Raw genomic sequence first — 26,463 nt, 5'->3', positions numbered from 1 at the left:
AAGATCCGTGATGGCGAATCACTATGAAAATTTTGCTAAAGATCCTGAATTGTTGAAAACCGATTTGTCACCGTTGCAGTATCAGGTGACGCAAAATGCCGGCACCGAACCGCCATTCCAAAATGAATATTGGGATCACAAAGCTGCCGGGATTTATGTTGATATTGTATCGGGTGAACCGCTGTTTGCGTCAATTCATAAATTTGATTCGGGTACCGGATGGCCCAGTTTTTACCGGCCGATTGACGAACAGTATATCCGGCTTAAGAGCGATTATGCGATGTGGATGCCGTGCACGGAAGCCCGCAGCCGTTATGCGGATAGTCATCTGGGGCACGTATTCAACGACGGCCCGCCGCCAACGGGCCTGCGTTATTGCATTAACTCTGCCGCGTTAAGGTTTGTAAGAAAAGAAGATTTACAAACGGAAGGCTACGGCGAGTTGCTTGCATTATTCGCGCATGAAGAAAGAAAATAGGCTCGCAATGACAGAAACCAAACCACTCATTGAGGAATTGCTCACTTCGCAACGGTTGCCAACGCTATTGCAAGCGCTGGTTTGCTTTGCCGGTGTGTTTCTGTTGATTTCACTCGGTATGTTCGTATTTGCGATCAGCATTCATGCCGTTATTTTTCTGGCATTGATCTGGGTGTGCCTGCAAGCGCGCTGGCTGGGTTATTCCTTTCTCGATATCCGGCGCATGATGGACGATGGCATCATCAAGGCGCTGCCAGCAATCTATATTTTTCTGTTGATCGGCATGGTCATTGCCAGTTTCATGCAGAGCGGCACCATCGCAAGCCTGCTTTACTACGGATTGGATTTGTTGAGTCCGGGCACATTCTTGGCGGCAGGGTTGATCTTATGCTGTTTCATGTCGGTTGCTACCGGCACTTCCTGGGGCACGGTTGGAACAATCGGAGTGGTGTTGATCGGTATCGGTGAGGCGATGAACATTCCACTGCCGCTCGTGGCCGGCATGATTATTTCCGGCGCCACTTTCGGCGATAAATTATCGCCTATCTCGGATACCACCAATCTGGCGGCCATGAGCGCTGGAACGAGTTTGTACCGGCATATCGGTTCCATGCTCTACACAACAGTACCGACGTTACTAATTGTTCTGGTGATCTTCATGATTATCGGAGAGCATTACAGTGATAATGCTTTACCGCGAGCGCATATCGATGAAATCCGTACCGCTTTGGCAGGCGCTTATCAATTAAATGGCTGGGTGACACTGCTGCCGCTGCTGCTGATGTTCGGTTTGAGTATCAAGCGCTACGCCGCCGAAGTGAGCATGTCGTGCAGTATTGTGCTGGCCATGCTGATTGCCGTCGCTTATCAAGGCAGGGATGGCGTTGATGTATTCAACGCGTTGTGGGTCAATTCGCTGGGTACTACCGGAATTGAGAACATTGACGATTTACTCGGACGCGGGGGATTGTACAGCATGGCGTGGACGCTATTACTGTCCATCATGGCGCTGGCGCTCGGCGGTGTGATGCATCATGCCGGGTTCCTGCAAGTGCTGCTCACCCATATCATCGCACGCATTCAGCGTGTCAGCACATTGATCGCGACCACTATCCTATCCGGATTGATCGGAAACATTGCGATGGGAGAGGCTTATATCTCTATTATTCTCAATTGCCAGCTGTTCAGGAGCGCATACCTTGAAAGGAAGGTCGATAGGGCAGTGCTGTCCCGTTCAGTCGAAGAAGGCGCCACCTTGACTACCGGACTCATTCCATGGACAACGGCGGGTACTTTTTATGTGGCGACACTGGGCGTTCCAACACTGGATTATGCGCCCTATGCTTTGCTGAACTTATTGAATCCTTTTGTTTCCATTGCAATGGCCATCGTGGGGGTTGGCTTGTTGCGTGATAAAAATACACCGCGATCATATTAAGGAAGGGTCTTAGGAAGTTAAAGCGGGTTTAAACGTAATAATTTGAGAATCTGATGATAGAGATTATCACGGCGATGATTAAAACGAAATTCGGTTTCTTTCAAATGCAAATAAAAGGTATGTTCAGGAACACCATTGAACTTTGCCAAACGCCTTTTTGCAAAGCTCCAGAAAGATTCAATGCCGTTGATATGCCGCTCGCCACTGGCGAATTCATTGTTGCCATGACAAACCCTGAAGTGCTTATCAAAACCAATATCGACCAGCCCGTCATATCCGCGCCAGCCATCAGAATGGATGATGGTATCGGGTGCTACATGCCCACGGATAATAGCTTGTAACGTGGCTTTGGAGCAATCAGGAACAATCTCCGTATATACCTTCCCTTGGCGTTTCAGAACGCCAAAGACAATGGTTTTACCATAAGCGCCTCGACCTTTTTTGCCTCTGACACGCTGCGCGCCAAAATAAGATTCATCAACTTCCACAGCACCTTGAAGCGGCGATTCAAGTTCGCAGCAGTAGGCAATTTTTTGCCGCACTTTGAGGTAAATCGTATTGACGGATCGGATAGAAATACCGGTCAATTGCGCGGTACTTGTAGCGGTAAAATCCAAAACAAAATAGCGAATAAGTTGTCTGAATTTAGCTTCTCCAATCCGAGAACGGAAATAGTATCTATTTTTAACATTCATCTCAGTAAGTTAACACACTTCCGTAAGTGCTTAACTTCCTAAGACCCTAAGGAATAAAGATGAAAGAAGTATCAAATCACCGCAGTCATTGGAAAACCATACGTATTATTTTGGCCGCTCTAATAGGCGGATTTTTATTGTCGTTTCTTGGCTTTGGTTTACTGTGGAGCGGCATCCCTTGGCATACTCAGCTAATCATGATTCTGCCATTCTTGCTGTTGTCTTATGGCATATTGCGCTGGAGCAACGGTGCGATAGGGTTATGTGCTTTTATCGTCATGGGTGCTGCACCGCTTGGACTATTGATCATGCAGTTTCGTGATACAAACGGCTCGCACTTAATGCCAATACTGGTTGTTACCGGTTGGTTGATCGGAATCTGTGCCGGTTGCTACTGGGGGAAGTTGTCCCAGAAACCTTCCGTAAATTCATCCAAAGATGTTGTTTCGTCTTGATTTTTTCTTCTGCAAGCAAATCACTTTTTTCTGCTTCAATAGATTAAGGCAATGACATTCCCGGGACAGAGTTCCTGGTAATCTTAGTCATAACCTACTATTAACTCCTTATAAAATAAGGATTAACAGACTATAGATTTAAGTTATCCCGCAGATTAACATGCAATCGTCATGAATTCATGCACTGAGTCAACTCAACAAAGTTGAGTAGTGAAGTTCAAGCGATATCCATTTAATTTTTGCTTTATCAATATTTGCGGGAGTAACAAATGAGTAAACCATTTTATGTACACAATACAATGATCGCGGCGATGATGCTGATGACCGGAGGGGCTGCACACGCTGGACTTTCTTTTGTGGTAACCGATACAGCCACCCGAACCGAAGTATTTAACATCGCAGGATTCGCTACATTACCGACAGGCTCGGCAGTTAGCCTTGGGCATCTCGATTACACAGGACCAGGGTCGCAAACAGTTACCTATACTTATCTTGGCCAGGAATCCGGTTTTATTGACAAATTTTATAACACGTTAAGCGGAGCCAAACTGCTTGAATCCAATGCGGTTGGAACCTCAGTTAGCTCAGTTGTAAGCACGGCCGGGCCGCTGAGTTTCAAATTTGAAGGCGATGTCGGTAGATTTGCCATTAACGGCGGTCACTGGGACAAAGGCACATCGATCGGATTGATTGGTACAAACATGCTAGTTGGAGCTACAACCTATGCCTATGTACTTGGCTACAATGACAGTGCGGGAACTAAACATCTGGGTGACTGGGATGACTTCGTGATTGGTGTAAGCGCTGTGCCTGAACCGGAGACCTATGCAATGTTGCTGGTCGGACTTAGTTTGGTGGGATTCTCATTAGGTAAGCAGAGACAAAGATAAAGCATCGATATCGCTTGTTTTTTGTTAGTTCCAGCAGTAAAAAGGCGTTATGGTGAATGAGTCGAAAATTCATAAAGAAAAGAACGGTAATAAGAAGTAACGCCATATTTAATATAATGAACCATACCGGAATCATACGAAATTGAAATCATTTATCGATATTCAATGCTTGAAAACCGATAAGAAACGGCAGGAATGCTCCGATTCCGCTGCTTTGAATCGACGCTTGCTCGATCGGCGGCGGGAGCAGTTTGACCGGCGCAATATATCGATTTTACGTGGACAAGCACGCTATGACCGGCGCCGGAATGATCGGCGCGATTTATCCATGCTGCATAAGCAGCCGCACAATATGTGCGCGGAATTAGTGAACGCAGGGCTAACACCGCTGTTTTCTACGGCGAAAGGGTATCGCGCTGATTTGCTTCGTATATGGGCTATTACTGAACAAGCGGATTTAAACACGCATCTGCGCAATTATTCGGATAATTCACCTTACATCTGTATCAATCAATACAACCTCAAAGAAGTCGAGACCGCAAGTGCCAAATTAGGAGAAATATATCCAGATGCCATCTTGATCGATATGCGGCTAGCAGCTGACAAAGTGGTCGAACAGTTGCGGATGATCAGAAAAAAGATGGCATCCGCTAAGATAATCCTGCTTTACGAGAAAAATCCGCCAGATTTTATCGATGAGATTATCGAGTTTCGCATATCCGGGTTTTTACCGGTTGGAGCCGATCATAAAATATTCGAGAAAGCGATACAGGTGATCGTTCACCGGGAAGAATTGTGGTTTCCGCATCACGTGGTGCAGCGGATATTTGATGTGTTGTCCGGATGGCACAATATTTCTTGCGCTATTCCATCAAGAGATATTGCATTAACGAAGAGCGAGCAAGAAATTGTAAAATTAGTAGCGAAGGGATTGACCAATAAACAGATTGCGCTGCAACTTTCTGTGAGTCCGGAAACAGTGAAAAAACATTTGAAGTCTGTTTTTATTAAAACCGGGGTTCGTAATCGCAGTCAATTGGTCTTTGGCTATCTTTCAAGAATCGGTGTTTACAGCTAATGGAATCACAGTTCTGTGCAGTAGATTTAAGATATTAGATACTTTTTTTACTTATAGTACCCATTTAGGGAATATGAATTTCGCTAATAATGTAGGAATATCTAAACGTGGAGAGGTAAAAGATGGATGCTAATAAATTATAGAGGCTGTTGATTTAACGCGCGATTCTTCTCTTGCATGTTTTGGTAATACGAGTAGTAATTTTGGTGTTATAACAAATAAGTCAGAATTGCTACAAAAAGGCTTATTTTGGGATTTTTTGGAGGTAGGTAAAATGATTTTAAAAAAATTAGCAATATCAGCTCTTGCAACCGGCGCTCTCGTTATTGGAAGCGGCGCTCAAGCAGCAACGTATCAATTCGGTCAATTATTATCAGGTGGCGGACCTGCAAGTGTGCATCTTGCGGATCTGGATATCAATGATCTTGGCGGCGGTCATTGGTCATTCACTTTGTACAACGTTGATCTAAGTGCTTTTGGTTCTAAAGCATTTGTTGGCTCAATGGCTGTAGATGGTATAACACCAAGTTCTGTTACAACTGTGGCAGGTGGCGGGGTAAGTAGTGTTGGCATTAGCCCTGGTGGTGGACCTGGTGGTAGCTTTGATTTTAGATATGATACCGCTAGTGGAAGCGATAGACTTACGACAGCAGAATCAGTTTCATGGGATGCTTTTGGATTAGGCAGTTCACCGCTCCCAAGTAACGGAGATTTGGCTTTACATATTCAAGGTACTAGTTTTTCACCTAGCTCTGCTTGGTACATTTCGCCAGTTCCAGAACCAGAAACCTACGGTATGTTATTAGCTGGCTTAGGTTTTCTTGGTTTTACACTGCGTCGTCAAAGAAGCATGTAACTATTAAAACTAATAAAGATAAAAATAACTATTTTCTTTTTTAGCAGAAACTAAAAAAGAAGTCCTCACAGGAGATTCAATGTTGCTAGTTGAATCTCTTTTTATTTTTTATGATTGTTAATCACAATAAAATTTTTCTCATACTTATTTTAACTATTGCAAGTGTGAGTTTTTGCTAGGATAAAAATCCTAATAAATCAGTAGCATAGATCTATTGTGTTAGATTGCTCTGGAAGTTATTGTTGCTACCAGTGATGGAATTTTTTCTATCTAAAATAATAAAAAATCAAAACTAAGTATTCTTATAGGAGCATTTAAAATGCGTGTTTTATCTGTTGTATCACTGTTCACCTTGCTAAGTGCCCCAGTAGTTGCGGCGCCTGTAGTCTTCGACTTTGCCAACCTGAAGTATAGTGGCGGCATTAATACCGGTTTTCTGCCAACGGATGGAATTGCCTGCAGTGGCGGCGATCTGTGCAGTTCGAACATCGCATCGTCACTCGGTGGTGATTTAAGTTTCACCAACGGTGGACTGACCGTGCACGCTAAAGGCTCATACAAAGGTGGCGACTTTGGTTCCAAAGCAGCTGTTGTTCAAGATCATGAAAATGGCTACAACGGGAAACTTTCTGGAAAAGATGCAATCGGTGCCGGTTTAGGTGTTTATCACAAGAAGGATGATACCAGTGACGATAACATCACTGAAAAAGAAGCAATCTGGCTGCATTTCGATCAGAATGTTTCATTGTCTTCAGTCGGTTTTCGTGCAGAAGGGCATAATACGACGAGCTGGATCGCTAATGCGACCTTCCAATACAGTTTCGACAATTCAACCTGGATTACAGGATTACTACCAAAAGACGTAGGTCAATTCGCTTTGAGTCACACCGGACATGACTTTTACTTCAGATTCGGTGGCGGTAGTAAAGCAGATCAATTTTATATCAGCTCAATGACGGTATCGGCAGTTCCAGAACCGGAAACTTATGCGATGCTGCTGATCGGATTGGGTTTGGTAAGCTTCTCATTACGCAATAAGAAAGGATAATTAAAATAAAGATAAAGAATCTGTTTCTTTCTAGCGCAAGCTAAAGAAGGAACATTTGGGAGAGATTCAAACGTATAGAGTTGAATCTCTCTTTTTTATTTTAAGCTTCCATAAGTCAGAGAAACTTACAGACTGACGGAAGAGCAGGCGCAGAGAAATTCACAATACCAAGAAATCAGTTATCACTTGAGTTGAGAATCATGCCGACGCCGTCATTCCGAGCGGGCGTGAGCAATCTTAAAGCTCAGAAACAATCGCTAATAAATCCGGTTTTACCACTACCAATATCACCACCGCAAACAGAACCAAAACCGGAAATTCGTTAAACCAGCGGTAAAACACGTGGCCATGCTGGTTGGCGTCGTTTTTAAACGCTTTGACGTATTTTCCGCAGTAATAGTGGTAGTAAATCAATATCAAAACCAGCGCTACTTTGGCATACAGCCAATCGCCGGAAAAGCCATAGCCCACCCATAACCACACACCGAACACCACGGTCAGCACCGCGCCGGGAGTCATGATGCCGTAATACAGTTTGCGTTCCATGATCTTGAAGCGTTCCTTGCCTGGCGCGTCTTCGCACATGGCATGATAGACGAATAAGCGTGGCAGGTAGAAAAGTCCAGCAAACCAGGTGACCATGAAAATGATGTGCAGTGATTTAATCCAAAGCATAGCAGTACGATTGATTAGTGTTAAAGTTGGTATGATACTGGGCTTGAGATGTTCGCGCCATCCCTTGGAATCGATAGAGCGTGCGCACTGTTTATAATTGAATTGAGAAGCGAGATTACGATGAATCAGCACTATCAGAATTTAGTTCAGAAACTGGAAGAGATTACGCATTTGAACGGCGTCATGAGCGCGCTGGGATGGGATCAGGAAGTGATGATGCCGGCGGGCGCCAGCGATGCGCGTGCCAAGCAGATTGCGGCGCTGGCAGGGGTGATTCATGAGCGTATGACCGATCCAGCACTGGGTGAGTGCTTGTACGAACTCAAAGCTAAGGATTTTGCTGTTTTGAATGAGCTGGAGCGCTGCAATATCCGCGAGGCGTTGTACAGTTATGAACTGGAAACGAAAGTGCCGAAACGGCTGGTACAGGAGCTGGCTGAACTGGGTTCACGCGGGCATGGCGTATGGGTTACCGCGCGTCAGGAGAATAATTTTGCTGATTTTGCACCTGTGCTGAAGCGTTTTTTGCAGTTGAAAACCGAGTGGGCGCAGTGTGTGTCGCCGGACTTGAAGTCTTACGATGCGAATATCGATCTATTTGAACGCGGCACGACGATGGACGTGATCACGCCGATCTTTGAGCGCTTGAAGCAGGAATTGATACCGCTGATTGCTGCCATTCAAAACCACCCTGTTCAGCCGGATACGTCGTTCTTGCAGGGCAGGTTTGCGCTGGATAAGCAGGAATCATTGGCGCGCAGAATTAGCCAGGACATGGGTTTTAATATTGAGCAGGGACGTATCGATATATCGGTGCATCCGTTTTGCGGCGGCAGCCATCCGACCGATGTGCGTATTACGACTCGTTATAAAGACAGCAATTTTGTCGAGTCATTGTATTCGGTGATCCATGAGACCGGTCATGCGCTCTACGAACAGGGGCGCCCGCATGAACTCGGCGATTTGCCGGTTACGGAATCCTTAACGATGGGTATCCACGAATCCCAGTCGCTGTTCTGGGAACGCATGATCGCGCAAAGCAAGCCCTTCTGCGTACATTATTTTGAAACGATTCGCGCGGCGTTTCCGGAAAATCTTCAATCCGCGACTGTGGATTCTTTTTATCGCGCGATCAATACGTGCAAGCCAGATTTTATCCGGGTGGAAGCGGATGAGGTGACGTATCCACTGCATGTGATTTTGCGTTATGAAATCGAGAAAGGGCTGTTTGATGGATCGATGAACATCGATGATTTGCCGGAAATCTGGAATGAATTAATGCAAAAATACTTGGGAATTAAACCGCCGACCGATACGTTGGGGGTATTGCAGGATTCGCATTGGAGCGGCGGCGCGTTTGGGTACTTTCCTTCATATACGCTGGGTGCGATGTATGCGTGCCAGTTCTATAACACGTTGCTGCGCGAGCAACAGGACACCGAACAAAACATCGCTACAGGAAATTTTGCACCTATTAAGAATTGGTTAAACGAAAAAATCCATCGTCAGGGTAAGCTTTATACACCACAACAGCTGGTTGAGCGTGTTACCGGCGAACCGCTGAATCCGGATTATTTCGTCGAGTATCTGAAGAACAAGTACAGTGAAATTTATCGGTTAGCCTAAGGAGCGCGCGCCGGTTTTATGCTTGACGGCGGCGGCCTTGATTGCTCTCGATCCATTTTTTGACGCGATTGGCGTCGCCGATACGGGTGTTTTTGCCCCACGAATTGAGCAACACAATCACCATCGGTTGCCCAGAAATTTTCGCTTGCATCACCAAACAGCGTCCGGCTTCGCTCAGATACCCGGTTTTAGAAACATTGATGTCCCAGCCTTGATTGCGTACCAGACTGTTGGAATTGACATACTGCAATTGACCGCGTTTGTTTCCAGGTGATACGGAATGTTGCGATGTGGTGGAGAATTCACGAATAGCGGCGTAATTATTTGAAGCTGCAACCATTTTGGCCAGATCGCGTGCGGTTGCAACATTGCCGCTATTTAAGCCGGTAGAATCGATAAATCGGGAGTTGTTCATGCCCAATTTCTTGGCTTTGGCATTCATAGCACTTACAAATGCTTTGGCACCACCTGGATAAGTGCGGCCAAGTGCCGCCGCGGCGCGATTTTCGGATGACATCAATGCCAATCGTAACAGCTCTTGGCGTGAATACGTGCTGCCAACGGGCAAACGTGACGATGAGTGTTTTAACTTATCGACATCGGCATTCGTGATTGTGATTTTTTCATGCGGCGATAGACGCGCATCAAGGGTAACCATTGCAGTCATCAACTTAGTAATGGAAGCGATGGGCATTACCTTGTCGGCATTTTTATCGTAGATAACACGATCATTTTTCGCATTAAATACCAGTGCAGCTTGAGATTTAATATCCGGATCGTTTTTTTGCGCTAAAGCATTGCTGGTTAAAAAAAACAGAACACAAATTAAAAAAATTCCCCATTTCATTCTTTTTCTCTCCGATTGACAAAAATTACAAGTTCTTATGAATTCATCGAAATATTTTTATGAACGAGGATAGTGCTAATTCAATTTAGAGTTTTTTATATGCTTCACGCTTAATCTTACTATATCTTCATCTATATTTTTATAAAAATTTGCAAATAAATTCTTTATTTGCAGAAAGTTAAGAGATTCTGGTGGTAATGAAATTGCAGAATTCTGTATAACATAATGATATTAAATAACTTAATGTCATTTGCAATTGAGAGCCAGAGTGTATGTTATTACAGACTATCTATCAGTTAGTGCGTGCTGCTGAGGTTTGAGCGTAAAGCAGAAAGGCATTTTATTTCCAAAGGAAATGATAGGCCAAGTCGACATTTGCTGAATATTTTTCTCAATTCAATCTATTTCTATATCGAATGTAGCAAAAATCAGCCTATTTATCTAACTTGACCTATTCGCCAGCTACTAGAAAACTGACTTATTATTACTTACCAAAATTTGGTTGTTTGATTTTAGCGGGACAGGTAATCATTTCACCGTCGGTGCGATCTCTGGTCTTTTCGCCGTCTTTTTTACCTTCGCAAGCCATTTTATTCAGAATATCTTGAGCAGCCATTGGTGGCATTTTTGATTCCTTGTTTCCACTTGCCATGGTGACAGAAGAACCCATCAAAAAAACCAAACCAACTGCAGCGATAAGAAATTTGTTCATTTTCCACTCCTATATTAATGTTATGAAGGAAGCCAATTTTAATATACCTGACTTACCAACCATGAATTTATCACAATCATAACTGTCAGGCCATTTCTTTTTAGAATCTTGCGTATTTGAAGAGGCGAATTTTTACGTTAGCTGTAGTTGATCAGGCCAAAATTCAGCGGCATGTAAAAAATCTGCTTTTTCCTTGCAACGTTAAATCAAAAGAGCCGCAGCGACACGACGCCCTTCTTCAACCAGAATATTATAAGTCCGGCAACAAGCTTTTGTATCCATTATCTCAATCCCAATTCCCAATTTTGTCAGTTGACTGAGCAATGTGTGACTGGGGAATTTATGCTGAATGCCGGTACCGAGGAGAATGATTTCGGGTGAATGCGGCAGCAAGCTTTCAAAATGTTGAACCTGAAGCTCTTGAACGGATCGTACAGGCCAGTCCTCAATCAAATGATCAGGCAACACGATCAAGCTCTTTTCGTAGCGCGTTTGATTAATCAATACATATCCTTCACCATAACCCGTGAAAATATATTGCTGTGCGAAATTTGCTAGATGGAGCTTCACTGATCTGTTTCCTCGTTGTTTGCGAATCTATCGTGAGCGATTATGCATGATTCCGATCAAAAAACAATCGCTGCCACAAAAGTTTTACCCGAGTTGTTTGTCATGATCTGCTATTTTTTGTTCTACAAAATCAACTAAGGTACCGAGTGTCGCAAATGTTTTCGCACTGATCTCATCATCTTTTATTGCGATGGAGAATTTTTTTTCCAGAGCCAGAATGATCGTTACAACTGCGACGGAGTCGAGTTCAGGAATATTGCCGAGTAAAATTGTGTTTGGTTCTATTGCATCGATCCGGTTACCCAATCCCAAGGTATCAGCCAGAATCTTTTTTATTTCAGTGGTATGGCTTGTGTTTGTCACAATGAGGCGCTTGATTATTATCAGTATTAAAGAAATCTAGTGCGTATTATAATGCTGATTGAAGATTATGATTGCGGGATTACGCAGTGCTTGCAGAAAATTCACAGGGACTGCGTGCGTGGAGGGTAAAAACGCTCAGTATGTTACGGCTGAATTTCCACGATTGAATTTGCACGTGCAAGTCCGCTGAGGATTCGGCCTGATTTATTACGAACCTGAATGACTTGTCCTTCCGCTGCGTTGGCCAACGCCTGACCTTCCGATCGAATACTGAATCCCCGGCCTTGAACCACTAAATTCACTGTCTGACCGCGCACGATCACATAGGGTGCTCGCAGCATTTGCGGACGTATCGGTTGACCGGCGGGCAAGTTGGTGGCGGCCACTTTACCAACAATTTGGGCCGCATCAGTGAGTATGCCATCCGGCATCTGCGTCAGATTGACATTCTGCGGTGCGATATCTTCATAGCTCAATGTTTGTCCGGTTGATACGGGTCGCGCGATATGTAAAACATCCGCCATGACATTGATCTCAGTCTGAACATAAATAGTCCAAGCTGCGAATTCACTGTCACAACGAACGCCGATGGAGGTTTTCCCCCATAAACGTCCGCCTGCCGGAACAAAAGGTTCTAATTGAGGACACTTGGGCAATGTTAAATGCTTGTCAATTTGACCGACATTGATCTGCACCAATCCTGGCAGTGAAGCCGTATTGTTGTAAAGAAAATTCTCAATGGCGTTTTTAATCAGCGGAATTTCTTGATGCGCTATTGCAGCGTTGTGCTGTGAGGCCAGCGCAGAAGAAGCAAGCATCGGCAGACAGAGTATCGTCATTAAGCAACGTATCATAGATTGATCTCACCATTCATTTTTGCCGTATCCGGCAATTATTGCCGCTACCCGAAGCTATATTAAACGAGCATGAAAAAATCCAAGTGCAAAGATAGCACCGCTTTCATGTCTTATTTGCGGATTGGTTGATTAACTTGTGCATATATTATTGCTGGCATGCTAAATGCTAATAGATGAATAGAAAATAATTTTAATCAGGCGGTAGAGACGATGATTAACAAACTTGATAAAGAATTAAATTATCACCACAACGCCCTCAGTCTGCGAGTGGGAAGACAAGAGTTACTTTCCAGCAATGTGGCTAATGCCGATACGCCAAATTTTAAAGCGAAGGATATCGATTTTGCCAGCATGCTTCAGGACAGATTGTCATCGACGCCTAGTCTGAAAAAGGTAGCTATGAATACGACATCATCAATGCATATTAATTCTGCTGCATCAGGAATATTCGGCGATAGTGTTTTATACCGGGTTCCATTGCAACCCAGCGCGGATGGAAACACGGTGGATATGGATATGGAACGGACTCGATTTGCTGATAATGCCATTAAATATGATGCCAGCATTACATTTATTAACAATGAATTTAGAAACTTAACATCGGCAATGATGGAGAGATAGAAAATGTCACTATTTAATGTATTTGGTATCGCAAGTTCAGCCATGTCTGCACAATCGCAACGTTTGAATGTGGTTGCCAGTAATCTTTCCAATGCCGATAGTGTGACCAGTTCGACCGGTGAACCTTATCGCGGCAGGCAGGTGGTTTTCAGTACTTTGCAAGCGGATGCTAATGGTGCAAGTGGCGTTAAAGTTGCAGGTATCGTTCACGATCCGTCGCCCATGCGGCAGTTGTTTGAACCTAAGCATCCGCTGGCGGATAAAAACGGCTATGTGACGATGCCGAATGTCAACGTTGTCGATGAGATGGTGAATATGATGTCAGCGTCGCGTTCCTATCAGAACAGCGTCGATATGATGAATACCACCAAATCCTTGTTACAAAAAACCCTGACTATTGGTCAATAAAGGAGCGTGTAATGGATGCAGTTCAGCAAGCAAGTTCACAAACAGCCGCAACGGGTGCAACTACTGGCATTAATAGTAAAAAGGATGCTGAAAACCCGCAGGACCGGTTTTTAAAGCTTTTAGTCACGCAAATGAAAAATCAAGACCCGCTAAAGCCGCTGGACAACGCCGAGGTTACCAGTCAATTGGCGCAAATCAGTACGGTATCGGGTATTGATAAGCTCAATTCGACGCTGCAGCAATTGGTTACCAGCGCTGAAGATAACCGCTCTGTTGAAGCGCTGGGACTGATCGGACATCAAGCATTCGTACCTGGGACATCGATCAAGCTGAATGGGGATGGCGCTATTGCAGGCATTGAATTGGCGCAGCCCGTCGATCAGCTAAAAGTCACCATACTGGATGGTGCCGGAATTGCCATTCGCACAATTGAGCTTGGCGCGCAACCGACAGGACTCAGCACGATCGCTTGGGACGGTAAGACTGATAGTGGAACTCAGGCGGTGGACGGAGACTATACCTTTGCGGTAAGCGCGAAACAAGGCGGTAATGACATTAAAGTCGATACCCTCTCATTTGGAAAGGTAAATAGTGTAATGCCTGGAGAGGGGGGTGCGCACCTCGATATGGGAGATAAATTGGGATTAGTTGGTTTGTCTGACATTAAACAGGTGTTTTGATAGGAGATTATTATGACTTTTCAGCATGGTTTAAGTGGATTAAATGCAGCATCAACCAACCTGGATGTAATTGGTAATAACATTTCCAATGCGAATACCGCCGGGTTTAAACAATCTGTCGCACAATTTTCCGATATTTTTGCAAATTCCATGGAGGGGACAGATACCGCTCAAGTAGGGATAGGATCAAAAATATCTTCGATTGCGCAGCAATTTGGTCAAGGTACGATTACACCGACCAATAATCCTTTGGACATTGCGATCAACGGACAGGGTTTTTTCCGTATGAGCGATAACGGTACGGTAAATTACAGCCGGAACGGTCAATTTCATGTTGACGATTCTGGTTTTATTGTCGATGCATCAGGTGCCAATTTGACGGGCTTTATGGCTGATGTGAATGGTGATATTAAAGCGAGCGGCGTCCCGGCAAATTTAAAATTCGGTACTTCCGATCTTCCGCCTAAAGCAACCACCACATTTGATCTGGGGTTTAATTTGGATGCACGGAAACCCGCCATTACTACCGCTTTTAATGCGACCAATCCAAAAACTTATACCAGCCCAACTTCAGGAACAGTAGTGGATAGTCTTGGAAATTCACATGTTTTGTCTATATATTTTCAGAAAGCGGCTGCAACACCCAATACTTGGACTGTTTTTGCCACTGTAGACGGTAAAGTAGATTCTGCCGGGGTACCTGTTGGTGTCAAGATAGGGGGAAGTACTTCACAGCCGATGGTATTTGACGGGGATGGAAAATTACAGAGTATTGCAGCTCTTCCTGCTGGTCCACTGGACTTAGCGATAGATTTTAGTGCCATTAATCCAGGGCTTGGCGCAACAACACCGCAAACCGTCCGTCTCGATATGTCAACTGCCACACAATTTGGCTCTGATTTCGGTGTAAATGCAATTACCCAGGATGGATATACTTCCGGCCGTATGTCAGGCTTTACGATTAGCGCTGATGGCGTGATTCTTGGAAATTATAGCAGCGGGCAAACGAAAACATTAGGGCAAATTGTGCTCGCCAATTTTGTAAATCCACAAGGTTTGGTTCCAGTCGGAGATGGTCACTGGGCAGAAACTCCTGGTTCAGGCGAACCTTTGATTGGACCTCCTAAAACCGGAAATCTCGGTGTGCTTCAATCCAACGCCGTTGAAGATTCAAATGTTGATTTGACAGCGGAATTGGTGAAAATGATTCAAGCGCAACGCTTGTATCAAGCCAGTGCTAAACAAATTGAGACACAAGACCAGATTATTCAGACAATTACTCAAATTTAACCTGTCTTTCATTCATAAAAAACAGATTCTTATTGGGATTGAGTAGAAAATGGATCGACTGATTTATACATCAATGACCGGAGCCAACCATACGCTGAATCAGAAAGCGACCGTTGCTCAGAATCTTGCTAACGCATCAACGACGGGGTATCGCGCTGAAAGCAATGCATTTCGCGCAGTGCCGGTATACGGTGATGGCCTGCCTACACGCGCTTTTGTCGTTGATTCAACAACCGGCGCCGATTTTACCCCCGGTGCAATGCAAACTACCGGCCGTGATCTTGATGTTGCGGTTCGTGGTTCCGGATGGATTGCGATTCAATTGGATGATGGCAAGGAAGCTTATACGCGTAATGGCAGCTTGCAAGTCAGTCCCAATGGCATTCTGCAGACAAATGGCGGACATAAAGTGAAAGGCGATACTGGCATTATTACTCTACCACCCGACACTCGCATCACGATCGGTGTTGATGGAACCGTCTCATCTGTGCCGATTACGCCTCAACCCAATACCGTAGCGCAAGTAGGCCGGATCAAGCTGGTAAATCCTCCGGAAGATAAGCTTGTAAAGGGCACGGATGGCTTGTTCCGGCTCAAGGATGGCGGTGAGGCACCTGTTGATGCCAGAGTTAAGCTGGTCGATGGCACATTGGAAGAGAGCAACGTGAATGTGGTGCATGAAATGGTCAACATGATCGATCTGGCCAGGCAATTTGATATGCAAATGAAAATGCTGGATAACGCGCAGAATAATGCTCAGAAAGCCAGCGAAATAATGCTAGTAAGAGTCTAATTCGATAATAAATTTTAATAGGTAAATCATATGATACGTTCGTTATGGATTGCTAAAACAGGGCTTGATGCGCAACAAACCAAGATGGATGTGATTTCTAATAACTTAGCGAACGTCAGCACCAATGGATTTAAACGGGCCCGTGCTGTTTTTGAGGACCTGCTGTACCAAACGATACGTCAGCCCGGCGCTCAATCATCGCAACAAACGCAATTACCATCCGGGTTGCAGTTAGGAACGGGTGTAAAGCCGGTTTCTACCGAAAGTATATTTACTCAGGGTGGATTGCAACAAACCGAGAACCAACGTGATGTCGCCATACGGGGAGTGGGTTTTTTTCAGGTTTTGCTACCGGATGGTACAACGGCTTATACCCGCGATGGAGCATTTCAATCCGATCTGAATGGCCAGCTTGTGACTTCCAGCGGTTATGCTGTTCAACCTGCGATTACCGTTCCACCGAATGCGCTGGGTATCACGATAGCGCGCGATGGTACGGTAACCGCAACAGTTCCGGGGGCGGTCGCGCCCATTCAAGTCGGCAATATTCAATTGGCAAGCTTCGTTAATCAAGGCGGATTGTTAAAGATGGGTGAGAATTTGTATCAGGAAACCGCATCGAGCGGCGCTCCCAATCAGAATGCACCGGGTACCAACGGATTGGGGTTGCTGGAACAGAATTTTGTAGAAACTTCAAATGTAAACGTCGTGGAAGAGCTGGTGAATATGATTCAGACCCAGCGCGCCTATGAAATGAATTCCAAATCAATCGAAACTTCGGACCAAATGTTGCAACGATTGGCGCAGCTATGATTGATCGGGTTATCGGGGGTAGTGTGATGGACAATTTTAACCGGTATTTTTTCATGTTGGTGCTTGGCACACTTGTAACCGGTTGTGCTATGACACCTTCTACCACGACTTACCAGCCCAATACATTACGTGCTCCGCAACATGCAGCCGCAGTGGCTCAACCCAATGGCGCAATTTTGCAAATGGTTCACAGCACCACAGGCGGGGTGCGCTATACACCGTTATTCGAAGACCGGCGTGCGCGGAGTATTGGCGATACGATTATCGTCACTTTAAACGAAACAACCAACGCCAGTAAGAGCTCTGGAAGTAACGCAAGCCGCTCTGGCAGCATTGATTTTTCCGTGCCGAGCTTGCTGGGGATTCCGTTAAGTTTATTAAAGAAACACGCAACGGTTGAAGCTAAATCGAATAATAAATTTGATGGCAGCGGTGAAAGCTCAAGTAAAAATAATTTTAGAGGAACCATTACTGTAACAGTCATCGAAGCGCTACCGAATGGAAATCTGGTCGTGAGCGGTGAGAAACAGATCGGTATCAACCAAGGGCAGGAATTTATCCGATTGTCCGGAATTGTGAATCCGACTCACATCATGGGAAATACGATTTCTTCAACACAAATTGCTGATGCGCGTGTTGAATATCGAAGTAATGGCTATATTGACGAAGCGCAAACGATGGGGTGGTTGTCGCGCTTCTTTCTTTCGATTACGCCTTTCTAAGCAGGATATTGCTCAAATTGATGAATACTTCAGAAGTCGGTATTTAAGATTATGAAAATTAGAAACATCATTATTCTTTCTTTGCTTGCGCTGATTTTGCTGCTGCCGGGTATCAGCGTGGCGGATCGCATCAAGGATTTGGCATCGATTCAAGGTGTTCGCAACAATCAATTGATCGGGTATGGATTGGTAGTAGGTTTGGATGGCAGTGGTGATATGACAACGCAAACGCCATTCACGGTTCAGAGTGTCATCAATATGCTGGGCCAATTAGGCGTTAATCTGCCGCCCGGCACTAACCTGCAATTACGTAATGTTGCCGCTGTCATGGTGACAGCGACCATGCCGGCATTTGCCAAACCCGGTCAACATATCGATATCACGGTTTCTTCCATGGGCAACGCCAAAAGCTTAAGGGGTGGAACACTGTTGCTGACTCCCTTGAAAGGAGCAGACAATCAAGTATATGCCATGGCTCAAGGAAATATTCTGGTCGGCGGTATCGGAGCCGCAGCGGGCGGCAGCAGTGTGCAGGTGAATCATCTCAGTGTCGGACGTGTCACGAGTGGCGGTATCGTAGAGCGTGAGATTCCAACGACAGTTGGGCAGGGCGATTTTATCAATCTTGAGCTGAATACAACGGATTTCACGACAGTAAACCGTATTGTTGATGCGATCAATGGACTTTATCCTACAGCCGCATCCGCCGTGGATGGCCGGGTAGTGCAGGTGAAAGCGCCGGTAGACAATAGCCAGCGCATTATGTTTATTTCTCAGATTGAAAGTCTGGATGTCAAACCGGCGAGAGCATCAGCAAAAGTAATTGTTAATTCACGTACCGGCTCAGTAGTCATGAATCAGGCGGTAACGCTTGAATCAAGTGCGGTTGCGCATGGCAATCTATCCATAATCATCAATACAGAACCGGTGATCAGTCAGCCCGGCTCCTTCGCACAGCGCGGTGAAACAGTGGTCACACAACGATCGCAGGTCGAAATCCGTACCGATGAAGGAAATTTAATGTTATTGCCGAATGGAGCAGATCTTGGTGAAGTTGTGAAAGCTTTAACGGCGATCGGTGCTACCACTCAGGATTTGTTATCGATTCTGCAGGCGCTGAAAGCTGCCGGTTCACTACGCGCGGATTTGGAAATTATTTAACTTACTGGATATTAAGAATGGTTATTTCACCGGATATCTCAAGCAAACTTGCCGTTGATGCCAAAAGTGTTGATGACTTGCATTTAATGGCCAAAAAAAATCCAGACGAAGCGTTACAAAAAGTTGCGCAGCAGTTTGAAGCATTATTTATGAACATGCTGCTTAAAAGCATGCGCGAGGCGACACCTAAGGATGGAATATTTGATAGCCAGCAAACGCAGTTTTTTACCCAGATGCATGATCAACAGCTTGCACAAAAGATATCCACCAAAGGGATTGGTATTGCTGACATGATGGTTCAGCAATTATCCCGAAATAATAAATCGATCGAACCACAGACTTCAATCGGCCAAACAAATACCATTTTGTCAGCGATTAATTCCATTCAGCAAGCGCCATTAGTTGAGGGTATGCACCCGAATGATCAATCAGGACAGCTGTGGTCAGTCCATCAGACGTCGTCCAATGTGGTGATGCCAGCAGGAAAAATCGATTCTGCAATTGAGGGATTCACTGCACCGATTCAGACGGATGTTCAGAAGAAAAGCGCACCCAGTCAATCGGGAAATTTTATCGATAAACTTTTACCGCATGCCAAAATCGCATCCGAATCAACCGGTATTCCACCTAATTTCATGTTGGCACAAGCTGCACTGGAAAGTGGATGGGGGAAACATGAGATTCGTCATGCGGATAATAGTCCAACTCATAATCTTTTTGGCATCAAGGCCGGTGCTAATTGGAAAGGGGACGTTGTGGAAAAAACAACGACTGAATATATCAATGGTGTGCCACAGAAAGCGATTGAAAAATTTCGTGCTTATAGCTCGTATGCAGAGGGATTCAATGATTATGCCAAGTTGCTTATGGATAATCCGCGCTACGCTAAAGTATTGAATTCGACGGATGCCGCGACTTTTGCTAATGGCCTTCAACGCGCTGGGTATGCTACTGATCCTATGTACGCTGAGAAATTAATGCGTATTTTGAATAGTGAGAAATTGCAAAATCGCGAATTTATCTAATGCGGAATTTTTCTTTAATTCTTCAGTCAGCGTGCCGATATTGCCATTATATATTTTTTAAGATCAAGAACTGAAAGAACATTATGGGAAATGGAATTCTTGATATCGCAGTTACTGGTTTAGCAACTGCACAAAACCAATTATTGACGGCCAGTCATAATATTAGCAATGCTGGCACGCCTGGTTTTAATCGTCAGCAAGTCTTGCTCAGCACAAATACACCGCAATCTGGTGGTGCAGGGTTTATCGGGCGCGGCGTTCATTCTTCTACAGTGCAACGGATATACAGTCAATTTCTTACTACCCAGTCACTACAGATACAAACACAGAGCCAGTCACTTGACAGTAACTATACTGAGATAAAGCAGCTGGACAACATGTTTGCCGAGGCTACATCGGGACTTTCACCCACATTGCAAAATTTTTTCAGTGCCATCCACGATGTTGCCACAAATCCCGGCGTCATTCCCTCGCGACAATCGATGCTGAGCAATGCTGATGCCTTAGTTGCACGTTTTCATAGTATGGATCAACGCATGTCGCAAATAAGGGAAGGGATAAATACACAAGTCAGCAGCACGGTCGTTCATATCAATTCACTGGCCAAGCAAATTGGAGAGATCAATAAGCAGATAATATGGGCGGAAGGTTCAGCCGGAGGGCAGCCTGCTAACGATATGCTGGATCAACGCGATGAACTTATTAATCAATTGAATAAATTGGTTAATACCGATACGGTGCGTCAAAGCGATGGTACGATGAATGTATATATCGGGAATGGGCAGGCGTTGGTGGTTGGTGCGCAAACCCTTTCCTTGGAAGCGATTAAAACACCGGATAGTCCGAATAATTTAACGATTGGGCTGGTTAATGGTAACAGCACAATTCAGCTTCCCGAGAATCAGATCACCGGTGGTACCTTAGGCGGTATTTTTTCTTTTCGCAGTAATACGCTTGATAATGCACAAAATTCGCTTGGGAGAGTCGCACTCACCTTGGCGCAAACTTTCAATGCACAACATCAACTCGGTATGGACTTGAATGGCGCTATGGGAACGAATTTTTTCACGTTACCTGCACCTAACGTAATCTCTGCATCGACTAATAGTTTGACATCCAACATCTCGATGGCGATTACTGATTATAGTGCGTTGACAACCAGTGATTACGAGCTTTCCTATGATGGAACAAACTATACGTTGACCAGATTATCCGATAACGTATCGGCTACACCATCGAGCAGTTTGCCGCTAACACTGGATGGCATATCGGTGACAAGCGCCACCATGCTGGCGAGTGAGAGATTCCGCATCCAACCTACGATCAATGGCGCAAAGGATATTGCGGTCAATATTAATGACACAACTAAGATAGCTGCGGCAAGTCTAAACCGGACCAGTGCCGCATCAACCAATAAAGGTACTGGCACTATCAGTGCTGGGACTGTAAATCCATTGCCATTGAACACTGATCTGCAACAACCTCTTACAATTACATTTAGCTCGCCTTCTAAATTTGATGTCACAGGGACAGGGATTGGATTACCTGCGACAAATCAGACGTATACAGCGGGTACGGATATCAGTTTCAATGGCTACACATTTCAAATTAGCGGTAGTCCTGCTGCCGGAGATGTTTTTACTGTCACCCCTAATAATAACGGTGTTGCCGACAATCGCAATATGTTGTTGCTGGGCGCATTGCAAGCAACGAATACGCTGGAGAATGGCACAGCCAATTACCAGACTGCTTACGGGCAGCTTGTCAGTCAGGTTGGTAACAAAACACGTGAGTTGGCGGTAACGAGTAAAGCGCAAGCCAATTTGCTGGCACAAACTCAACAATCCATTCAATCGGTATCCGGTGTGAATCTAGACGAAGAAGCTGCGAATTTGCTGCGTTTCCAGCAGGCTTATCAAGCTTCCAGCAAAATTATTGAAATGAGCAGTACTTTATTTGACTCAATTCTTCGTTTCGGTTGAAAAATAGAATAGAGGTAACTTGATATGCGAGTTAGTACAGGTACAATTTACGAAACTGGAACTAATTTAATGCTCCAGCAGCAAGAGAAACTGATTAATACACAACAACAATTGTCTACCGGACGGCGAATTTTAACGCCCTCGGATGATCCAATCTCGGCTGCGCAAGTATTAAATATTTCTCAATCAGCAGCACTCAATGAGCAATATTCGGTGAATCGATCCAGTGCGGGCTCTTCGCTTCAACTGGAAGAAAATGTGCTGCGGCAAGTGAACGGAATCCTGCAGGATGTGCACAGCTCAACCGTGTATGCGGGGAATGCGACACTGACTGATGCGGACAGAAAAACACTTGCTACTGAATTGCGCAGTAAACTGGAGTCACTCGTTGGTTTAGCCAATACAACCGATGAGAAAGGGCAATTTTTATTCTCAGGATTTCAAGCTAATACCAAACCTTTTGCGCAGACAGGATTAACTGTGCAGTACGTGGGAGATCAAGGGCAACGCTTAAACCAAGTGGGTCCTGCACGTCAATTGGCAGTCAGTGATTCCGGCACGGATGTTTTTGAACGCATCAAGAACGGAAACGGTGTTTTCGCTACCGCCGCTAGTTCGTCAAATATGGGGAGCGGTGTGATTGATGGGGGATCGGTGATAACTCCTTCGAGCCTTACCGGTGGTAATTATGAGATTACGTTTGCTGTGTCTGCAACTGGTGTTACAACCTACGATATCGTTAACACCACAACAGGATCGACGGTTTCATCGGCTAATCCTTATGTAAGCAACAGTACAGTCAGTTTTGATGGAATGCAATTGAGTATTAAAGGAAATCCGGCTAATGGAGATATATTTACAGTGTCCCCAAGTAACAATCAAAGCATTTTCAAAACAGTGGGAGACTTGATTACTGCATTGGAAACGCCGTCTAGCGGACAACCTGGCGGTACCCGGCTGGCGAACAATTTGAAATCAACATTACAAAATATTAATAACAGTTTGGAACATGTGCTGTCGAAACAAGCTTCTATCGGAGCGCGGCTGCAAGAGATCGATACTTTGGAAAGTGTTGGCAGTGATCAAAATATTCAATTTGAGCAAATGCTTTCACAACTGCAAGATGTTGACTTTGCGCAAGCAACGTCTGATTTGCAGCGGCAGCAGCTTTATCTTCAAGCTGCACAGCAGTCGTACATCAAAATTTCCGGACTGTCTCTATTTAATTATATTTAGAGTTGCTCAGCCACGTTTTTCGCTAGTGGCGCGCTGGTAGTTTATGCCTTGATGGCCGATATCGTGACGAACCTGAGCGCCATCAAAACGGATGTTTTCAACCAGTTTATAAGCTGCCTGCTGAGCCATCCTTACACTATCGCCCAATACCGTTACACATAAAACGCGTCCGCCTGCTGTCACAATTTCATTTTCGTTCTTCCCGCCCATCGACGTTCCGGCATGAAAAATATGAAAGTTGCCAGTATTTTCCTGTTCTGTAATCAAATCTTGCAAACCGTAAATCACATCATTCTTTCTCGGATTTTCCGGATAACCCTGCGCGGCCATCACAACACCGAGTGCGGTACGCCGGTCCCATTCAATTTCCGCTTGATCGAGTGTCCCATGAACGGCATGCTCGATGAGCCCTAATAGATCACTTTTCAAACGTAGCATAATCGGCTGCGTTTCCGGATCGCCTAGGCGGCAATTGAACTCCAATACTTTTGCCTGATCTCCTGCTGTGATCATCAAACCGGCATAAAGAAACCCGGTATAGCGGATGCCATCTTGTTTTAACCCGTTAATGACCGGATCAATAATATTGCGCATGATATGCGCGTGCAGGCTGGGGGAAACAAAAGGAGCGGGTGAGTAAGCGCCCATACCGCCGGTATTGGGACCTTGGTCACCGTCATGAAGCCGTTTATGGTCCTGACTGGTTACTAACGGAAGGATGTGATTCCCATCGGTTACGACGATAAAGCTGACTTCCGTGCCTTGAAGAAATTCTTCGATAATGATTTCCTGTCCTGCGCTGCCAAGATGCTTCTCCACTAACAATGCATTCACAGCGGAATGCGCTTCTTCTCCCGATTGCGCGACGATGACGCCTTTTCCGGCTGCCAAGCCGTCGGCTTTGATGACAAGCGGAGCGGGATGTTGTTCAATATAGGCGTGCGCCAATTCGGGATTTGTAAATCTTGCGTAGGCGGCAGTCGGTATGCGATGCCGTTGCATGAATTCCTTGGCAAAGATTTTTGAAGTTTCAAGTTGCGCCGCTTGCCGGGTTGGGCCAAAGATTTTCAGGCCAGCTGCCTGGAATGCATCGACGATACCGGCAGCCAGTGGAATCTCGGGACCGACTATCGTAATTGCAATCGATTTCTTGGTTGCAAACTCGATCAGTTCGGGAATGGAAGTAATCGGAATATTTTCCAATCCGGGTTCCAATGCAGTACCGGCATTGCCGGGTGCCACAAATACTTTATGCACGCGCGGCGAGAGGCTTAGCTTCCAAGCCAAGGCATGTTCTCTGCCACCGCCGCCGATCACTAATAGTTTCATGATAACCAATATCTAATGCCTGAAATGACGGACACCGGTAAATACCATGGTGATTCCTTGTTCATCAGCCGCTGCAATTACTTCCTGGTCGCGGATACTGCCGCCCGGTTGAATAACGGCTGTAGCGCCGGCTTGAACGACCACATCCAGACCATCGCGGAACGGGAAGAATGCATCCGATGCGACAACGGATTGCGCCAGCGTTAGACCGGCTTGCTGTGCTTTGATGGATGCGATACGTGCACTATCCACACGGCTCATTTGCCCGGCGCCGATGCCCATCGTCTGGCCGTTGCGGCAAAATACTATCGCGTTGGATTTAACGAATTTCGCGGCACGCCAGGCGAACAGCAGATCATTCAGTTGCTGCGGTGTCGGTTTTAATTGCGTGACGATTTTTAAATCGGCAGCGGTGATGTTTTGAATATCCGGTGTCTGTACCAGAAGACCGCCGCCAATCCGCTTCAGGTCGTACGTATTGTGTCCTGCCTGTAACGGTACAACCAGTACCCGGATATTGTTTTTCTGTGCCAGAAGCTGCTGCGCTTCCGGTGTGATTTCAGGTGCGATAATGACTTCAACGAATTGTTTTAGAACCGCTTCAGCGGTGTCTTTACCGATGCTCCGGTTAAATGCGATGATGCCGCCGAAGGCAGAGACGGGGTCGGTTGCAAATGCCAGCTGATAAGCGCGTAGCGTGGTTTCCGCAATGGCTATGCCGCATGGATTGGCGTGTTTGACAATCACACAAGCGGGGTTATCGAAAGTTTTGACACATTCCCATGCAGCGTCGGTATCGGCGATATTATTGTACGATAGCTCTTTACCTTGTAACTGTTGGTAATTTGCCAGGCTGCCGGGTGTGATGGTTTCATCCCGGTAGAAAGCCGCTTTCTGATGCGGGTTTTCGCCATAACGTAAAGGCTGTGCGATGGTGAAATTCAGATTCAGCGAATCGGGAAAATCTTTTTGCTGATAATCGCCATCCAGTGCGGTTAAATAATTACTGATGGCGCTGTCGTAAGAAGCAGTGTGCGTAAATGCTTTTTGCGCCAGTTGGAAGCGTGTCGCCAAGCTGATGGAACCATTATTTTCCGCCAGCTCCCGGCTGAGCGGTAAATAATCTAGGGGATCGGTGACAATAGCAACTTTCCGGTAATTTTTTGCGGCTGCGCGCACCATAGTGGGGCCACCGATGTCGATATTCTCAATGGCATCCTCGAAGCTGCAATCCGGGTTCGCGATCGTTTGCTTGAAAGGGTAGAGATTCACGATTACCAATTCGATATTGGGAATCGATGCTTGTTCGAGTGCCAGCTGATGCTCGGGTAAATCGTTACGCGCCAGTATGCCGCCATGAATTTTAGGGTGCAGCGTTTTGACCCGGCCGTCCAGCATTTCCGGGAAACCGGTATAGTCGCCCACTTCGATCACGCTGATTCCGGCTTGTTGCAATAATTTGGCGGTGCCGCCCGTGGACAGGATGGTGATGCCATGCTGAATCAATTTTTGGGCCAGTTCTATAATTCCGGTTTTTTCCGAAACACTGATGAGTGCGTATTTAATGGTCATTTAATTTGATATTGTTTCATTTTCTGACGTAGCGTATTGCGGTTTATCCCCAGTAACTCAGCAGCCTGAGTCTGGTTACCTTTGGTATATTGGATAGCGATTTCAATTAAAGGCTTTTCAACGCTGTGCATGACCATATTGTAAATATGGCATGGTTTTTCCCCGTCCAGGTCATTGAGATATCCGCTGATAGCTTTGCGTATGCAAGATGCAATTTCATTTTCCTTGATTGCATTCATAAAC

At 45.4% G+C, this 26,463-nt stretch carries 29 protein-coding genes; 19 read left to right on the top strand and 10 right to left on the bottom strand.

Annotated features, from left to right (window positions below):
• The first annotated feature begins 10 nt into the window (after positions 1-10).
• Both msrB and nhaC read left to right on the top strand, forming a co-directional pair.
• The gene (msrB, locus tag R2083_RS08630; RefSeq protein WP_317538193.1) at positions 11-478 is read left to right on the top strand and encodes a peptide-methionine (R)-S-oxide reductase MsrB; all 468 of its coding nucleotides are present in this window, start codon (positions 11-13) and stop codon (positions 476-478) included.
• A gap of 7 nt (positions 479-485) precedes the next feature.
• Positions 486-1,916: a Na+/H+ antiporter NhaC gene (gene nhaC, locus R2083_RS08625; protein ID WP_317538192.1), complete on the top strand. Its 1,431-nt coding sequence runs from the start codon at positions 486-488 to the stop codon at positions 1,914-1,916.
• A 17-nt stretch (positions 1,917-1,933) separates the two neighbouring features.
• On the opposite strand, the gene R2083_RS08620 is transcribed toward nhaC, so the two are convergent.
• Complete coding sequence (locus R2083_RS08620; protein ID WP_317537134.1) at positions 1,934-2,611, bottom strand: IS1595 family transposase; 678 nt, start codon at positions 2,609-2,611, stop codon at positions 1,934-1,936.
• Positions 2,612-2,670: 59 nt separating this feature from the next.
• On the opposite strand from R2083_RS08620, the gene R2083_RS08615 reads away from it, so the two are divergent.
• From R2083_RS08615 to R2083_RS08595, 5 genes are all read left to right on the top strand, one after another.
• Positions 2,671-3,066 carry a lysophosphatidic acid receptor gene (locus tag R2083_RS08615; protein WP_317538191.1) on the top strand — a complete coding sequence of 132 codons (396 nt, stop codon included), beginning with the start codon at positions 2,671-2,673 and terminating at the stop codon, positions 3,064-3,066.
• Between the two features lie 269 nt (positions 3,067-3,335).
• Complete coding sequence (locus R2083_RS08610) at positions 3,336-3,956, top strand: PEP-CTERM sorting domain-containing protein (RefSeq protein WP_317538190.1); 621 nt, start codon at positions 3,336-3,338, stop codon at positions 3,954-3,956.
• A 142-nt stretch (positions 3,957-4,098) separates the two neighbouring features.
• Entirely contained in the window at positions 4,099-5,034 is a 936-nt protein-coding gene (locus R2083_RS08605; RefSeq protein WP_317538189.1) for a response regulator transcription factor, read from the top strand.
• A gap of 274 nt (positions 5,035-5,308) precedes the next feature.
• Positions 5,309-5,890: an FxDxF family PEP-CTERM protein gene (locus R2083_RS08600; RefSeq protein ID WP_317538188.1), complete on the top strand. Its 582-nt coding sequence runs from the start codon at positions 5,309-5,311 to the stop codon at positions 5,888-5,890.
• A 319-nt stretch (positions 5,891-6,209) separates the two neighbouring features.
• Complete coding sequence (locus R2083_RS08595) at positions 6,210-6,938, top strand: PEP-CTERM sorting domain-containing protein (protein ID WP_317538187.1); 729 nt, start codon at positions 6,210-6,212, stop codon at positions 6,936-6,938.
• Between the two features lie 237 nt (positions 6,939-7,175).
• On the opposite strand, the gene R2083_RS08590 is transcribed toward R2083_RS08595, so the two are convergent.
• Positions 7,176-7,613: a CopD family protein gene (locus R2083_RS08590; RefSeq protein WP_090317109.1), complete on the bottom strand. Its 438-nt coding sequence runs from the start codon at positions 7,611-7,613 to the stop codon at positions 7,176-7,178.
• 120 nt (positions 7,614-7,733) lie between these two features.
• On the opposite strand from R2083_RS08590, the gene R2083_RS08585 reads away from it, so the two are divergent.
• Positions 7,734-9,239, top strand: a complete 1,506-nt coding sequence (locus tag R2083_RS08585) for a carboxypeptidase M32 (RefSeq protein ID WP_317538186.1) — start codon at positions 7,734-7,736, stop codon at positions 9,237-9,239.
• Between the two features lie 16 nt (positions 9,240-9,255).
• On the opposite strand, the gene pbpG is transcribed toward R2083_RS08585, so the two are convergent.
• From pbpG to flgA, 5 genes are all read right to left on the bottom strand, one after another.
• Entirely contained in the window at positions 9,256-10,086 is an 831-nt protein-coding gene (pbpG, locus tag R2083_RS08580) for a D-alanyl-D-alanine endopeptidase (RefSeq protein WP_317530563.1), read from the bottom strand.
• Between the two features lie 484 nt (positions 10,087-10,570).
• On the bottom strand, positions 10,571-10,798 hold the full coding sequence (locus tag R2083_RS08575; RefSeq protein ID WP_108697773.1) for a hypothetical protein: 228 nt from the start codon (positions 10,796-10,798) through the stop codon (positions 10,571-10,573).
• Between the two features lie 201 nt (positions 10,799-10,999).
• Entirely contained in the window at positions 11,000-11,368 is a 369-nt protein-coding gene (locus R2083_RS08570; RefSeq protein ID WP_317530564.1) for an Mth938-like domain-containing protein, read from the bottom strand.
• An 84-nt stretch (positions 11,369-11,452) separates the two neighbouring features.
• Positions 11,453-11,731 carry an acyl carrier protein gene (locus R2083_RS08565; protein WP_317530565.1) on the bottom strand — a complete coding sequence of 93 codons (279 nt, stop codon included), beginning with the start codon at positions 11,729-11,731 and terminating at the stop codon, positions 11,453-11,455.
• 143 nt (positions 11,732-11,874) lie between these two features.
• Positions 11,875-12,585: a flagellar basal body P-ring formation chaperone FlgA gene (gene flgA, locus R2083_RS08560; protein WP_317530566.1), complete on the bottom strand. Its 711-nt coding sequence runs from the start codon at positions 12,583-12,585 to the stop codon at positions 11,875-11,877.
• A 213-nt stretch (positions 12,586-12,798) separates the two neighbouring features.
• On the opposite strand from flgA, the gene flgB reads away from it, so the two are divergent.
• The 11 genes from flgB (at position 12,799) to flgL (ending at position 23,319) form a co-directional block, all read left to right on the top strand.
• Entirely contained in the window at positions 12,799-13,209 is a 411-nt protein-coding gene (gene flgB / locus R2083_RS08555) for a flagellar basal body rod protein FlgB (RefSeq protein WP_317530567.1), read from the top strand.
• Between the two features lie 3 nt (positions 13,210-13,212).
• Complete coding sequence (gene flgC, locus R2083_RS08550) at positions 13,213-13,617, top strand: flagellar basal body rod protein FlgC (RefSeq protein ID WP_090316871.1); 405 nt, start codon at positions 13,213-13,215, stop codon at positions 13,615-13,617.
• Positions 13,618-13,628: 11 nt separating this feature from the next.
• Positions 13,629-14,297, top strand: coding sequence for a flagellar hook assembly protein FlgD (locus R2083_RS08545; RefSeq protein ID WP_317530568.1), 669 nt, complete (start codon positions 13,629-13,631; stop codon positions 14,295-14,297).
• A 12-nt stretch (positions 14,298-14,309) separates the two neighbouring features.
• Positions 14,310-15,587 (top strand): flagellar hook protein FlgE, encoded by a 1,278-nt coding sequence (gene flgE / locus R2083_RS08540; protein WP_317530569.1) that lies wholly within the window; start codon positions 14,310-14,312, stop codon positions 15,585-15,587.
• Positions 15,588-15,636: 49 nt separating this feature from the next.
• Positions 15,637-16,380 (top strand): flagellar basal-body rod protein FlgF, encoded by a 744-nt coding sequence (gene flgF, locus R2083_RS08535; protein ID WP_317538185.1) that lies wholly within the window; start codon positions 15,637-15,639, stop codon positions 16,378-16,380.
• Between the two features lie 30 nt (positions 16,381-16,410).
• Positions 16,411-17,193: a flagellar basal-body rod protein FlgG gene (gene flgG / locus R2083_RS08530; protein WP_317530571.1), complete on the top strand. Its 783-nt coding sequence runs from the start codon at positions 16,411-16,413 to the stop codon at positions 17,191-17,193.
• A complete protein-coding gene (locus R2083_RS08525; protein ID WP_317538184.1) occupies positions 17,190-17,915 on the top strand; it encodes a flagellar basal body L-ring protein FlgH in 726 nt (241 codons plus the stop codon). The genes flgG and R2083_RS08525 overlap by 4 nt, the downstream gene beginning before the upstream one ends.
• 51 nt (positions 17,916-17,966) lie before the next feature.
• Complete coding sequence (locus R2083_RS08520; protein ID WP_317538183.1) at positions 17,967-19,076, top strand: flagellar basal body P-ring protein FlgI; 1,110 nt, start codon at positions 17,967-17,969, stop codon at positions 19,074-19,076.
• 17 nt (positions 19,077-19,093) lie between these two features.
• Positions 19,094-20,101 (top strand): flagellar assembly peptidoglycan hydrolase FlgJ, encoded by a 1,008-nt coding sequence (gene flgJ / locus R2083_RS08515; protein WP_317538182.1) that lies wholly within the window; start codon positions 19,094-19,096, stop codon positions 20,099-20,101.
• 83 nt (positions 20,102-20,184) lie between these two features.
• Positions 20,185-22,083, top strand: a complete 1,899-nt coding sequence (gene flgK / locus R2083_RS08510; RefSeq protein WP_317538181.1) for a flagellar hook-associated protein FlgK — start codon at positions 20,185-20,187, stop codon at positions 22,081-22,083.
• A 24-nt stretch (positions 22,084-22,107) separates the two neighbouring features.
• Positions 22,108-23,319, top strand: coding sequence for a flagellar hook-associated protein FlgL (gene flgL, locus R2083_RS08505; protein WP_317538180.1), 1,212 nt, complete (start codon positions 22,108-22,110; stop codon positions 23,317-23,319).
• 6 nt (positions 23,320-23,325) lie between these two features.
• On the opposite strand, the gene purD is transcribed toward flgL, so the two are convergent.
• The 3 genes from purD to R2083_RS08490 are packed head-to-tail and all read right to left on the bottom strand — an operon-like array spanning position 23,326 to position 26,459.
• Positions 23,326-24,648, bottom strand: coding sequence for a phosphoribosylamine--glycine ligase (purD, locus tag R2083_RS08500; protein ID WP_317538179.1), 1,323 nt, complete (start codon positions 24,646-24,648; stop codon positions 23,326-23,328).
• 12 nt (positions 24,649-24,660) lie between these two features.
• A complete protein-coding gene (gene purH / locus R2083_RS08495; RefSeq protein ID WP_317538178.1) occupies positions 24,661-26,220 on the bottom strand; it encodes a bifunctional phosphoribosylaminoimidazolecarboxamide formyltransferase/IMP cyclohydrolase in 1,560 nt (519 codons plus the stop codon).
• Entirely contained in the window at positions 26,217-26,459 is a 243-nt protein-coding gene (locus R2083_RS08490; protein WP_108697756.1) for a helix-turn-helix domain-containing protein, read from the bottom strand. Before R2083_RS08490 ends, purH begins: the two co-directional genes overlap by 4 nt.
• Between the last annotated feature and the right edge of the window lie 4 nt (positions 26,460-26,463).

Origin of the sequence: Nitrosomonas sp. Is35 (genome assembly GCF_033063295.1) — a bacterium.
Classification (GTDB): domain Bacteria; phylum Pseudomonadota; class Gammaproteobacteria; order Burkholderiales; family Nitrosomonadaceae; genus Nitrosomonas.
The sequence above is the reverse complement of the archived record's forward strand: the minus strand, read 5'-3'. Positions and strand labels throughout refer to the sequence as shown.